At 68.4% G+C, this 11,474-nt stretch carries 14 protein-coding genes; 1 reads left to right on the top strand and 13 read right to left on the bottom strand.

Features of this window, described 5'->3' with window-relative positions:
• Window positions 1-20: 20 nt before the first annotated feature.
• From nuoD to JDV09_RS16165, 6 genes are all read right to left on the bottom strand, one after another.
• The gene (gene nuoD, locus JDV09_RS16190; RefSeq protein WP_221370165.1) at window positions 21-1,349 is read right to left on the bottom strand and encodes an NADH dehydrogenase (quinone) subunit D; all 1,329 of its coding nucleotides are present in this window, start codon (window positions 1,347-1,349) and stop codon (window positions 21-23) included.
• On the bottom strand, window positions 1,349-2,032 hold the full coding sequence (locus JDV09_RS16185) for an NADH-quinone oxidoreductase subunit C (protein ID WP_372452938.1): 684 nt from the start codon (window positions 2,030-2,032) through the stop codon (window positions 1,349-1,351). The genes nuoD and JDV09_RS16185 overlap by 1 nt, the downstream gene beginning before the upstream one ends.
• Before the next feature lie 38 nt (window positions 2,033-2,070).
• On the bottom strand, window positions 2,071-2,625 hold the full coding sequence (locus JDV09_RS16180) for a NuoB/complex I 20 kDa subunit family protein (protein ID WP_221370163.1): 555 nt from the start codon (window positions 2,623-2,625) through the stop codon (window positions 2,071-2,073).
• On the bottom strand, window positions 2,616-2,990 hold the full coding sequence (locus JDV09_RS16175) for an NADH-quinone oxidoreductase subunit A (RefSeq protein WP_221370162.1): 375 nt from the start codon (window positions 2,988-2,990) through the stop codon (window positions 2,616-2,618). The genes JDV09_RS16180 and JDV09_RS16175 overlap by 10 nt, the downstream gene beginning before the upstream one ends.
• Window positions 2,991-3,166: 176 nt before the next feature.
• Window positions 3,167-3,586 (bottom strand): Rv3143 family two-component system response regulator, encoded by a 420-nt coding sequence (locus tag JDV09_RS16170; RefSeq protein WP_221370161.1) that lies wholly within the window; start codon window positions 3,584-3,586, stop codon window positions 3,167-3,169.
• Window positions 3,587-3,596: 10 nt separating this feature from the next.
• On the bottom strand, window positions 3,597-4,286 hold the full coding sequence (locus JDV09_RS16165; protein WP_221370160.1) for a YceI family protein: 690 nt from the start codon (window positions 4,284-4,286) through the stop codon (window positions 3,597-3,599).
• A 41-nt stretch (window positions 4,287-4,327) separates the two neighbouring features.
• Between JDV09_RS16165 and JDV09_RS16160 the strand changes: the two genes are divergently transcribed.
• Window positions 4,328-4,957 (top strand): class I SAM-dependent methyltransferase, encoded by a 630-nt coding sequence (locus JDV09_RS16160; protein WP_221370159.1) that lies wholly within the window; start codon window positions 4,328-4,330, stop codon window positions 4,955-4,957.
• A 2-nt stretch (window positions 4,958-4,959) separates the two neighbouring features.
• On the opposite strand, the gene JDV09_RS16155 is transcribed toward JDV09_RS16160, so the two are convergent.
• Genes JDV09_RS16155 through JDV09_RS16125 form a run of 7 tightly spaced genes read right to left on the bottom strand, consistent with a single transcriptional unit; the run spans window position 4,960 to window position 11,473 of the window.
• Complete coding sequence (locus JDV09_RS16155) at window positions 4,960-5,304, bottom strand: DUF6285 domain-containing protein (RefSeq protein WP_221370158.1); 345 nt, start codon at window positions 5,302-5,304, stop codon at window positions 4,960-4,962.
• The gene (locus JDV09_RS16150; protein ID WP_308124144.1) at window positions 5,301-6,275 is read right to left on the bottom strand and encodes a phosphotransferase family protein; all 975 of its coding nucleotides are present in this window, start codon (window positions 6,273-6,275) and stop codon (window positions 5,301-5,303) included. The genes JDV09_RS16155 and JDV09_RS16150 overlap by 4 nt, the downstream gene beginning before the upstream one ends.
• A complete protein-coding gene (locus JDV09_RS16145) occupies window positions 6,272-7,510 on the bottom strand; it encodes an acyl-CoA dehydrogenase family protein (protein WP_221370157.1) in 1,239 nt (412 codons plus the stop codon). Before JDV09_RS16145 ends, JDV09_RS16150 begins: the two co-directional genes overlap by 4 nt.
• 29 nt (window positions 7,511-7,539) lie before the next feature.
• A complete protein-coding gene (locus JDV09_RS16140) occupies window positions 7,540-8,154 on the bottom strand; it encodes a TetR/AcrR family transcriptional regulator (RefSeq protein WP_221370156.1) in 615 nt (204 codons plus the stop codon).
• Window positions 8,155-8,160: 6 nt separating this feature from the next.
• Window positions 8,161-9,066 (bottom strand): hydroxymethylglutaryl-CoA lyase, encoded by a 906-nt coding sequence (locus JDV09_RS16135; RefSeq protein ID WP_221370155.1) that lies wholly within the window; start codon window positions 9,064-9,066, stop codon window positions 8,161-8,163.
• Complete coding sequence (locus JDV09_RS16130) at window positions 9,063-10,268, bottom strand: CaiB/BaiF CoA transferase family protein (protein WP_221370154.1); 1,206 nt, start codon at window positions 10,266-10,268, stop codon at window positions 9,063-9,065. Before JDV09_RS16130 ends, JDV09_RS16135 begins: the two co-directional genes overlap by 4 nt.
• The gene (locus JDV09_RS16125) at window positions 10,268-11,473 is read right to left on the bottom strand and encodes an alpha/beta hydrolase (protein ID WP_221370153.1); all 1,206 of its coding nucleotides are present in this window, start codon (window positions 11,471-11,473) and stop codon (window positions 10,268-10,270) included. The genes JDV09_RS16130 and JDV09_RS16125 overlap by 1 nt, the downstream gene beginning before the upstream one ends.
• Between the last annotated feature and the right edge of the window lies 1 nt (window position 11,474).

The following is an 11,474-nucleotide window of genomic DNA, read 5'->3' as shown; positions in this document are numbered from 1 at the left end:
GTTCTTCGCGCAAGCGCTCATCACCGGTCCACTCCGCCCATGACCGGATCGATCGATGCCACCGCCGCGATCGCGTCGGCGACCATGCCGCCCTCGCACATCGCGGCGACGGCCTGCAGGTTGGTGAACGACGGGTCGCGGTAGTGCACCCGGTAGGGCCGGGTGCCGCCGTCGGAGACCATGTGCACCCCGAGCTCACCGCGCGGCGACTCGACCGCGACGTAGACCTGTCCGGCCGGCACCCGGATACCCTCGGTGACCAGCTTGAAGTGGTGGATCAGGCCCTCCATCGAATGGCCCATGATCTTGGCGATGTGTTCGGGGGAGTTGCCCAGACCGTCGGGTCCGAGCTTGAGGTCGGCAGGCCAGGCCAGCTTCTTGTCGGTGATCATCACCGGCTGCCCGGACGTTCGCTCGAGCCGGTCGATGCACTGTCGCACGATCTTGAGCGATTCGTGCATCTCCTTGACCCGGATGAGGTACCGGCCGTAGGAATCGCAACCGTCATCGGTGACGACGTCGAAATCGTAGGTCTCGTAACCGCAATACGGTTGGGCCTTGCGCAGGTCATGGGGCAGGCCGGTGGAGCGCAGCACCGGGCCGGTGATCCCCAGTGCCATGCATCCGGTCAGGTCGAGGTAGCCGATGCCCTGGGTGCGGGCCTTCCAGATGTAGTTCTCGTTGAGCAGGTCCTCCATGTCGCGAAGGCGCCTGGGCAGCAGGTCCATCAGTTCGTGCAGCTGGGGCATCGCCTCGGCGGGCAGGTCGACGGCCACACCGCCGGGGCGGATGTAGGCGTGGTTCATCCGCAGCCCGGTGATCGTCTCGAACACCGACAGGATCGACTCGCGCTCCCGGAACCCGAGGAACATCGCGGTCATCGCCCCGAGCTCCATGCCGCCGGTGGCCAACGCGACCAGGTGGCTGGAGATGCGGTTGAGCTCCATGAGCATCACCCGGATCACCGAGGCGCGTTCGGGGATGTCATCGGCGACATCGAGCAGTTTCTCCACGCCCAGGCAGTAGGCGGTCTCGTTGAAAAACGGTGACAGGTAATCCATGCGGGTCACGAACGTCACGCCCTGCGTCCAGGTGCGGTACTCCAGGTTCTTCTCGATGCCGGTGTGCAGATAACCGATGCCACAGCGGGCCTCGACGATGGTTTCGCCCTCGATCTCCAGGATCAGCCGCAACACGCCGTGGGTGGAGGGGTGCTGGGGACCCATGTTGACCACGATGCGTTCCCCGGCGTGCTCGGCCGCATTGCGCCGTGCCGCGGTCACCACGGTGTCCCAGTCCTGGCCGCCGACGACGACCACCCGTTCGGGCGGTGATGGGGACTCGGTCATCAGCTGTAGGCCCTCCGCTGATCGGGCGGGGGAATCTGGGCGCCGTGGTACTCCACCGGCACACCGCCGAGTGGGTAGTCCTTGCGTTGCGGATGGCCGACCCAGTCGTCGGGCATCTCGATGCGGGTCAGTGCCGGGTGCCCGTCGAACACGATGCCGAAGAAGTCGTAGGTCTCGCGTTCGTGCCAGTCGGTGGTCGGATACACCCCGAACAGCGACGGAATGTGGGCATCGGCATCCGGGGCGGCGACCTCGACGCGGATGCGGCGGTTGTGGGTGATCGACATCAGCGGATACACCGCGTGCAGTTCGCGGCCGCGCTCGTCGGGGTAGTGCACCCCACTGACCCCCAGGCACAGCTCGAAACGCAGACCGGGTTCGTCCCGCAGCACCCGTGCGACCGTGACCAGATGCTCGCGCCGCACCTCCAGGGTCAGTTCGTCCCGATACACCACGATCCGTTCGACCGCGCCGGCGAAGGTGTCCTCGCCGAGTGCCGCGGCCAGTGCGTCGACGACGTCGTCGAAGTACCCGCCGTACGGGCGCGCGGATCCGCCGGGCAGCGCGACCGGACGCACCAGTCGCCCGTAGCCCGACGTGTCGCCACTGCCGCGGGCACCGAACATGCCGTGGCGCACCCCGATCACCTCGGGCCCGGCATCACCCTGCTCGGCATTCGCCATCCTCTGTTCTGCGCCCTGTTCTTCGCCCGAGTGGCTCATCACCTCAGCAGGCCCTTCAATTCGATCGTCGGGGGCACCGCCAGCGCCGCCTCCTCCGCCTCGCGGACCGCCTCCTCGCGGTTGACGCCCAACGGCATCTCCTGAATCTTGTCGTGCAGCTTCAAGATCGCGTGCAACAGCATCTCCGGGCGCGGTGGACAGCCGGGCAGATAGATGTCGACCGGCACCACATGGTCGACACCCTGCACAACGGCATAGTTGTTGAACATGCCGCCCGACGACGCGCACACACCCATCGCCAGCACCCACTTCGGTTCGGCCATCTGGTCGTAGATCTGGCGCAGCACCGGGGCCATCTTCTGGCTCACCCGCCCCGCCACGATCATCAGGTCGGCCTGGCGCGGGGTCGCCGAGAACCGCTCCATCCCGAACCGTGAGATGTCGAACCGCGGCCCGGCGGTGGCCATCATCTCGATCGCGCAACACGCCAGGCCGAACGTGGCCGGCCACAACGACCCCTTGCGGACATACCCGGCGACCTTCTCCACCGTGGACAGCAGCACCCCGCCGGGCAACCGTTCCTCTAGTCCCACTGAAGGCCTCCCCGGCGCCAGACGTAGGCGTAGGCGACAAACACGACGACCATGAACAACAGCATCTCCACCAGCGCGAACACACCCAGACTGTTGAACGCCACCGCCCACGGGTAGAGAAACACGATCTCGATGTCGAACACGATGAACAACATCGCCGTCAGGTAGTACCGGATGGGAAAGCGCTGTGCCGTGGCGGCCACCGCGGGATCGGACTCGTCCATGGGTTCGATCCCGCACTCGTAGGCCTCGAGCTTGGCGCGGTTGTACCGCCTCGGGCCGATCAGCAGGGCGATCCCCACCGACCCGACGGCGAACACGGCGGCAATGGCACCAAGCACCAGGATTGGCGTGTACAGGCTCATACGGCGCAGGCGCTCCTCGGGGGCTATCGATGTGAGCTAGTCCACAGCCTAGCCTGTTTTCGATGAAGCCCACACATTTTGGTTAGTATCGCCATGTCGGCGTTTTGTGATGCCCTATTGCCTCCAACAGGCAAGGGCGACAAGGCTTTTGATTGTGTTCGGCGCGCCGGGATCCGCTACTCGGCGGTACGTAGCAGCGACGTGACCGCATCGCCCAGCCTGATCGGGTCGATCGGGTGGGGGACCGCCGCCTCGGCGCGCGACCACCGGGCCAGCCACGCGTCGTCGGGGCGGCCCGTCAGCACCAGCACCGGCGGGCAGTCGTCGATCTCGTCCTTGAGCTGCTTGGCGATTCCCATGCCACCGGCCGGGCTGGCCTCGCCATCCAGAATCGCCAGGTCGAAACCGCCCGCATCCATCTGCTGGATCACCATCGGGCCGGTCGCGACCTCGACATAGCTCAGCTCGGGAAGCGCGGGGTGCACCCGCTTGCCGAGCGCGAGCTGCACCTGCTCCCGGGTTCTCGGGTTGTCGCTGTAGACGAGGATCCGCAGCGGGCCGGGCGCCGGTGACGGCCCGGAAGGTGGCACGGCCATGCGCGCGATGTTAGCCGGGCATGAAAACGACGTCCCCGGAAACGGCGGCCTCGTCGGCGACCATTCCGAGCAGGTTGCCGTCCATCCCGAAGGCGTGGTGGTTCGGCGTGGCCGCGGTCGTCACCCGGATCGCTCCGTCGGGGAGGGACTCGAGGCCGGCGGTCGCGTTCACCCCGGCCGCGGCGCCCTTCACCGTGACGCCGATGTGCAGGTCGACGGTGTCCGGCGCGGTCGACACCGCGTCCGTGATGGTCGGATGCTTCTGCGCGTCGAAGTATGCGGGCGAGGCCAGGTGCCCGTCGCGCCTGGCGATGCCGGTGTCCGGCGATGCCACGTCGATCGAGATCGAGCCGAATGTCATTCCATCGCCAGTGATCTGGGCGGATCCACGCACCCTCGAAAAGGTGCCCCGCACGGTCACCAGACCCCACGCCGAACGGCAGGCGAAGGCGACAGTCGACCGCCCGGGATCCAGCCGCTGCCAGTCGAGCACGTCGTAGCGCCGCGCGACGGTGGAATCGATGAACCAGCGGATGACCCGGACCGATCGCTCGCGGCCGTTGGGGCGGTCGTCCCCGCTCTTCCAGACCGTGACCGACGGGTCGAACAGCTGCTCCACCGCGGCGACGTCGCTCCGCTCGATCGCTGCGAACAGCCGGTCGGCGACGTCGAGGACGGTGCTGACATCGGTGGCGGGCATCGTCTTGACCTCAACTCCACTTCAGGTTTAACACTGAAATCATGGACCTGACCGACACACTCTCCCGATTCGACGAGTTCTACAAGAACCAATCCCCGCCGTGGGTCATCGGTGAGCCCCAACCGGCCATCGTCGAGGTCGTACGGGCCGGCCTGATCAGCGGCCGGGTGCTCGACGTCGGGTGCGGTACCGGCGAACACACGATCCTGCTGCGCCGGGCCGGCTACGACGTCGTCGGCATCGACGGCGCGCCCACGGCTGTCGAGCAGGCCCGACGCAACGCCGCAGCACACGGGGTCGACGCCCGCTTCGAGGTCGCCGACGCACTGGACCTCGGCGACCGGCCGGCCTACGACACCGTCGTCGACAGCGCCCTGTTCCATGTGTTCGACGACGAGACCAGGGCGGAATACGTTCGCAGCCTGCGCACCGTCACCCGGCCCGGTTCGACGCTGCATCTACTGGCGCTGTCCGACGCCGGCCGCGGGTTCGGCCCCGAGGTCAGCGACACCACGATTCGCGAGGCCTTCACCACCGGCTGGGTGATCGAAGAACTGGCCGAAACCACCTATCGGGGAGTGGTCGGCGAACTGCACGCCGAGGCGCTGGGGCAACCGGTCGGGACCCGGGTCGACGAACCGGCGTGGCTGGCCCGGATCCGCCGGGTCTGACCTCACGGCGTCTCGTCGTACCCGGGGTGGTCGATGGCGAGTCGATGACGTACCAGCAGCCGGAGGACCTCGAGCACCTCGGCTTCGCGGTCGTCGAGTCGCCCGGAACGGATGGCCTGCGCCAGGGCGGCCTCGTCGGGGAAACCGAGGTCCTCCAGCGCGGCGCGCACCCGACCGGCCGACCGGTCGAGGAGTTCGCGCTCGACGGTGCGCAACACGTTGGCGGCGACCCGGGCGTGAAAGCCCACCTGGCCGTCGCAGGCGGCCCGGACGTCGTTGTCGAGGAAGTCCGCGACCGCGGCCACCAACTCGGCGGCGGTCGGCCTGCCCGACATGGGTGCGCTCATCGCGGACCTCCTCCGGTGAGCAGATCCAACAGATCCCACTCGGTCTCGCTGACCCGGCGCCCGATGGCGGCCAGTTCGACCGACCGGATCTCCCCGGACAGGTGCCGCTCGGCCTGGTAGCGGCAGATGACCCCCCAGCGCAGCGTCGCCACCGTCAGCCACCAGCGGAACGCGTTGCGGTCGAGAGCGGTTCCGGCGGCCTCCTGGTAGGCGTCCAGGAATGTCGAGACGCTGCCCAGGCCGCCGGCGCCCCGTGCGGCCGGGGCGCCGAACCGCCAGGCCCGCACGCAGAACCAGGCCAGATCCTCGTACACCTCGCCGACATGGGTCAGCTCCCAGTCCAGCACCGCGGCCAGGCCAGAGGCATCGACGATGAGATTGCCCATCCGGAAATCGCCGTGCACCAGCCGCATCGGCGAGGGCGCCGGCCTGCTGGTGGCCAGGCGCCGAAACGTCCACTCGAAAGTGGCTGTGGTGTCGCCCATCTCGTCGAGCCGGCGACGCCAGTCGGTCAGCTCGTCGGGCGCGGTCAGCCCGATTCCCTCCGGGTCGGCGCGATGGATGGCGGCCAGCGCCTCGGCGCACTGACGCAGCAGCCGGGCCCGGCTCTCGTCGTCGAGGCTGCGCTGGATCCGCCGGACGATGGTCTCCCCGGCGATGGCGTCGCAGATCAGGTACGGGTTGCCCAGTGCGGCAGCAGAATCGTCGGCGGTCAGGATGTGGGGGACGGGTGCGCCCGCCGCGGCCGCACGGCGCTGGACGGCGGCCTCCAGTTCCATACCGGCGTGCACGTCATCGGGTGCACCGGTGCGCAGGATCAGGGCCCGTGGGCCGTCGTCCATCGCGGTGGCGCTGAACGCCCAGGTCGTGCGGCTCGCACCCCCGGTGAGGCGTTGCAGGTCCGCGACGGTGACCTCGCCCAGCACCGGTCGCAGCACCTCCTCGAGCGACCGTGCCAGCCGGGCGCTCACCTGCGCCCGAAACCGAAGAGACGCTGGGCCACCCGCCGGATCTGGATCTCCTCGGCGCCCTCGGTGATCCGGTAGCGGCGGTGGTGGCGGTAGATGTGTTCGAAGGGTTCGTGTCTGCTGTAGCCCACGCCGCCGAACACCTGCATCGCGCGGTCGGCGGCCTCGCAGACCAGGCGGTTGGCGCGGTAGTTGGCCATCGACACCTTGTCGGAGACCTCCATGTGGTGGTTGCCGTCCAGCTGGCACGCCGCGTAGTAGACCAGCAGGCGCACCATCTGGGCTTCGGTCTGCAGTTCCACCAGCGGCCACTGCACCGCCTGGTTGACGGCCAGCGGCTTGCCGAACACCGAGCGTTCCCCGGCGTAGCCGACGGCACGGTCGATGCAGTGCTGGGCCGCGCCGAGGCTGCTGGCCGCCTGCCGGATCCGGTTCTCGTGCAGGAACGTCTGCCCGACCTCCAGGCCGCGGTCCACCTCGCCGAGCACGGCGTCGGTGGGCACCCGGACATCCTCGAGCAGCACCTCGCCGTGGTCGCTGGGCATGTTGAACGTCCACCAGTAGTACGGCACCGAGAATCCGGGGGCGTCGGTCGGCACCAGGAAGGCGGTGATGCCGCGCGCCTGACCGGGCTCGCCGGAGGTCCGGGCGAACACCAGGTCGTGGGTGGCGCGGTGGACGCCGGTGTTGAAACGCTTGGCGCCGTTGATCACCCACTCATCGCCGGCGAGCTCGGCGCGGGTCTCCAGCCAGGTGGCGTCCGACCCGTGGTTGGGCTCGGTCAACCCGAACGCCATCGACCGCCGGCCGGTGATCAGGGCGTCGGTCCATTCCCTCTTCTGGTCGTCGGTGCCGAACCGGTCCATCATGATCACCTGCGGAAAGTTGCCCACCACCGAGGATTCGTCCTGCAGGTCGTTGTGCAGTCCGAGGCCCTTGTGCGCCAGATGTTCCCGGATCACCGCCATGTCGATGTTGGTGCCGTCGCGACCACCGAACCGGGACGGCAACCCGTAGCGCAGCCACCCGGCGGCGTCGGCGCGCCGGCGCATCTCGCCGAGCAGATCCTCCCACTCCCGCCGCGGGATGCCCCCGTTGTCCCAGTCCGTGCGGGCGTTCTCCCTGCGGTGGTCGAAGTATTGGATGTTGTCGGCCTCCAGCGGTTTGATCTCGGCCTCGATGAATGCGTCCATCTCGGCGAGCACCCCCGGAAGGTGTTCGGGAAGGGTGAAATCCACGTTGATCTCCTCAGCGACGGTCTTGGTTGTCAGTACCCGTAGAGCGTTTTCTTCCAGATCAGCGACAGGGTCGCGATGGCGTCCTTGTCGCTGATGTCCAAACCGAGACCGGAGGTCCCGACGAACACGGTGGTGAAGCTCTCGAACAACAGCGCGATCGCCGCCGCGGTGAACCGGGGATCCAGCTCGCTGCCGTAACCCTGTTCCTGGGCGCGCCGCACCGACGCCGCCACGATGTCCATGCCGAACCGGCGAAACTCGTTCTGCACGGCCGCGAACCGCGGCTGGGTGGCCGCCAACTGGGCCACCGCGATCATGATCCCGATGTTCTGTTTGAACATCGTCCAGTAACCGGTCACCACGGTGGTGAAGAAGTCGACGTCGTCGGGCGATTCGGGCAGCTGGACGCTCAGCCCGGACGGCGTGACGACCTCGTGCAGGAACCGCTCGGCCAGTGCGGCCAGCAGGTCCTCCTTGTCGGCGAAGTAGCGGTAGAACACCGCAGGTGACTTTCCCGCCGCCGACGTGATATCGCTGAGCGTGGTTCCGTGAAAGCCGCGCTCGGCGAACAGCTTCCGGGCAGCCTGCTCGATCGCGTCCCGGGTCTGGCGGCCCTTGGCGCTGAGATGCTCCGGGGCGGGCACCACGGACTAGCCCAGGATCCGGTCGCCGGCGCGCAGCAGCGAGCCCGGAAGTCCGTGGCCGACCACGTCCTGGGCCACCCGCGCTGCCGCGATCGCCGCATCCAGGTCCACATCCACGTGGATCCCGCTGTCGCGCAGCAGGTAGACCAGGTCCTCGGTGGCGATGTTGCCGCTGGCACCCGGTGCGAACGGGCAACCGCCGAGGCCGCCGACGGAGGCATCGAGCCGGGTGATCCCGGCGCCGACCGCGGCGTAGGCGCTGGCAAGTCCGGCGCCGCGGGTGTTGTGGAAATGGGCGCCCAACGGGATGTCGCCGACGCGCGGCCGGACCAGCCCCACCAGCTCGGTGACCCGCCGCGGTGTCGCGGTGCCGATGGTGTCGGCGATCGCCAGCCGGTCGACGCCGGCCTGCACCGCCGCATCCGCGATGTCGAGCACCCGACCGCTGGGCGTCGGGCCGTCGTAGGGGCAGTCCCAGGCCGTCGCGATGATCGCCTCGACGGTGACGCCGGAGTCGTGGGCGATGGCCACGATCTCGGCGATCTGGGCCGTCGCCTCGGCCGACGTGCGTCCCACGTTGGCGCGGCTGTGCGAGTCGGCGGCCGACACCACGTACTCGATCGACCGCAGGCCTGCGGCGATGGCGCGTTTCGCCCCGTTGGGGCTGGCCACCAGCGCGGAGAACTCGATGTCGGGAAACCCGTGCAACGCGGCGGCCAACTCGGCGGCATCGGCGAGCGCGGGCACCTTCGACGGTGAGACGAACGCCGTCGCCTCCATCTCACGAACCCCGGTCGCGGCCACCGCGGCGAGCAGCTCGAGCTTGGCCGACAACGGGATGGGATTCTCGATCTGCAACCCGTCGCGCAGCGACACGTCGCGGATGTCCACATGGTTCGGGAGCTCGTTCACAGCACGCCCTCCGCTCGCAGTTCGTCGAGTTCGGCAGCGCTCCTGCCGAGCAGTTCGCCGTAGATCTCGTCGTTGTGCTGGCCCGGTCGTGCCGAACCGGCGAACCGAATGGTGCCCGGCGTTTCCGACAGGACCGGCACCACACCGGGCCCCTTGACGTTGCGGCCGACCCGCTCGTCCCAGTGGTCGGCGATCATGCCGCGCGCGTTGAGCTGCGGGTCCCGGACGACCTCGGCGACGGTGTTGATCGGCCCCGCGATCACTCCGGCCTCCGACAGGGTCGCGATGATTTCAGAAGGCTCACGTCGGGCCGCCCAATCACCGATGATCTTGTCGAGCTCATCCTGATTGCGGCCGCGTGCAACATGATTGGAGAAGCGTTCGTCGGTGGCCAGATCGGGCTGCCCCATGGCCTGACAGAGGCGCCGGAACACGGTGTCCTGATTGGCCGCGATCACCACCCAGCTGCCGTCGGCGGTCGGGTAGATGTTCGACGGTGCGATGCCCTCGAGCCGGGTCCCCGACGGGCCGCGCACCACCCCGCCGACGTCGTAGTCGGGAATCGTCGACTCCTGAACGGCCAGACAGGCTTCCGTCAGCGCCGCGTCCACGACCTGGCCCTCACCGGTCACGGTACGGCGGTACAGCGCGGCGAGCGCGCCCTGCGCGGCGAACATTCCGGCCAGGCTGTCGCCGAGGGACAGCGCGAGCCGCGGGGGCGGGCCACCGGGGAAGCCGTTCATGTGGCGCAGCCCGCTGGCGGCCTCTGCGACCGAGGCGTATCCGGCCTTGTGCGCCTCCGGGCCGGTCTGTCCGTACCCGGACACCCGCACCAGGATGACGCCCGGATTGCGTTCCCGCAGAACGTCGTATCCGAGGTTCCATTTCTCCAACGTGCCGGGCCGGAAGTTCTCCACGATGATGTCGGTGCGCTCGACGAGGTCGAGGAACAGGTCGCGCCCCGCGGGCACCCGCAGGTTCAGGGTGACCGCCTTCTTGTTGCGCGCATGCACGGTCCAGAAGAAGTGCTGCCCGTCCAGCTCGGCCTGTCCCCAGGTCCGCAGCGGGTCGGGGGAGCCCGGCGGCTCGATCTTGATGACCTCGGCGCCCATGTCGCCGAGCAGCCGGCCCGCGAACGGTCCGGAGATCAGCGTGCCGACCTCGACGACGCGCACGCCGTCCAGCGGTCCGGTGGGCGTCATTAGGGCCTCGCGAAGTCGTGTCGCACCAGCCAGTCGGTGACGATGCCCACCGCCTGGCGCAGTTTGTCGCGCTGGTCGGGCCCCGCGTAATAGTGGTTCGCGCCGGGGATCTCGTGTATCTCCTTGTCCGGATGGCCGATCGCCTCGAAGATCCTGCGGGTGTGGCTGGGAGTGCAGGCGTCGTCGGCGAGGTTCCCGATCACCAGCGACGGGACGGCGATGTCGGGCCCGCAGGCCACCGCGTCGCCATGGGCGTCGTCGTAGCTCCACTGCGAGAGCCAGCTGCGCAGTGTGCAGAACCGCGCCAGGCCCACCGGGCTCATGTTCACCACCTGAGGATCGCCCAGGTAGCAGGTTCCCGGGGTGCGTTCGTTGGGATCGACGGTCGGGTCGAGCCAGCGTGGGTCGGCCATGGTGCCGTGTACGACGAAGGCGAACTCGGCTACGTCTGCTCCGGGCGCTCCGCTTGACTTCAGTTCCGTCAACTTCTCCTTGACCCACTTCGTGATCCGCCGGTTGCGGGCGATCTGGGCCTGCCGGTAGCGCTCCAGGAACTCCGCCGTGTACGGCGGCTGATTGGGGTTGTCCGGGTTGTACAGGTCGAGCTCGGGATCACGTCTGGCCGGATCGGACTCGTCGAGGATCGAGGCGTCCAGCCACTCGGTCAAGGTGCCGTGTCTGCTGATGTGCGCGGCCAGCAGCATCAGGCCGTCGGCCGGGATCAGGCCCAGTTCGGTGAGGTCGGGGCCGTCGCCGGACGGGCTGGCGGTGATCGTCGGATGCTGCGCCTGCTGCTGGTAGAAGGCCGACAGTGAACCGCCGCCGCTCCATCCGGCGAGCACCACCTTGGCGTAGCCGAGGCGGTGCTTGGCGTCCTTGATGCACTCGCCGAGATCTTCGACGACCTTCTCCATCAGCAGTGCCGAGTCGGTGCCGCGGAACCGGCTGTTGCAGTAGATGACATGGTGCCCGGCGCGGGCCAGCGCGTTGATCATCGGCAGATAGGCGCCGCCGCCGATCGGGTGCATGAACACCAGCACGGTGTCCGACGGCTTGGTCTTGGGCCTGAGCAGATAGCTCTCCAGGACGACCAGTTCGGCCACCCCGCCGTAGACGTCGCGGACAGCGGAATCATTCTGGTAGGCAACCAGGTACGGAATCCGGTCGTATTCGAACTTGACGGTGGCTTCGGCGGTGGTGGTCATC

The organism is Mycolicibacterium xanthum (assembly GCF_019710635.1).
GTDB lineage: Bacteria > Actinomycetota > Actinomycetes > Mycobacteriales > Mycobacteriaceae > Mycobacterium > Mycobacterium xanthum.
The sequence above is the reverse complement of the archived record's forward strand: the minus strand, read 5'-3'. Positions and strand labels throughout refer to the sequence as shown.

Excerpts from the sequence above, each read along its gene's own strand:
- JDV09_RS16170 (WP_221370161.1), bottom strand. The coding sequence starts at position 3,586 with ATGGCCGTGCCACCTTCCGGGCCGTCACCGGCGCCCGGCCCGCTGCGG.
- nuoD (WP_221370165.1), bottom strand. The coding sequence starts at position 1,349 with ATGACCGAGTCCCCATCACCGCCCGAACGGGTGGTCGTCGTCGGCGGC.
- JDV09_RS16125 (WP_221370153.1), bottom strand. The coding sequence starts at position 11,473 with ATGACCACCACCGCCGAAGCCACCGTCAAGTTCGAATACGACCGGATT.
- JDV09_RS16185 (WP_372452938.1), bottom strand. The coding sequence starts at position 2,032 with ATGGCGAATGCCGAGCAGGGTGATGCCGGGCCCGAGGTGATCGGGGTG.
- JDV09_RS16155 (WP_221370158.1), bottom strand. The coding sequence starts at position 5,304 with ATGAGCGCACCCATGTCGGGCAGGCCGACCGCCGCCGAGTTGGTGGCC.
- JDV09_RS16165 (WP_221370160.1), bottom strand. The coding sequence starts at position 4,286 with ATGCCCGCCACCGATGTCAGCACCGTCCTCGACGTCGCCGACCGGCTG.
- JDV09_RS16130 (WP_221370154.1), bottom strand. The coding sequence starts at position 10,268 with ATGACGCCCACCGGACCGCTGGACGGCGTGCGCGTCGTCGAGGTCGGC.
- JDV09_RS16160 (WP_221370159.1), top strand. The coding sequence starts at position 4,328 with ATGGACCTGACCGACACACTCTCCCGATTCGACGAGTTCTACAAGAAC.
- JDV09_RS16175 (WP_221370162.1), bottom strand. The coding sequence starts at position 2,990 with ATGAGCCTGTACACGCCAATCCTGGTGCTTGGTGCCATTGCCGCCGTG.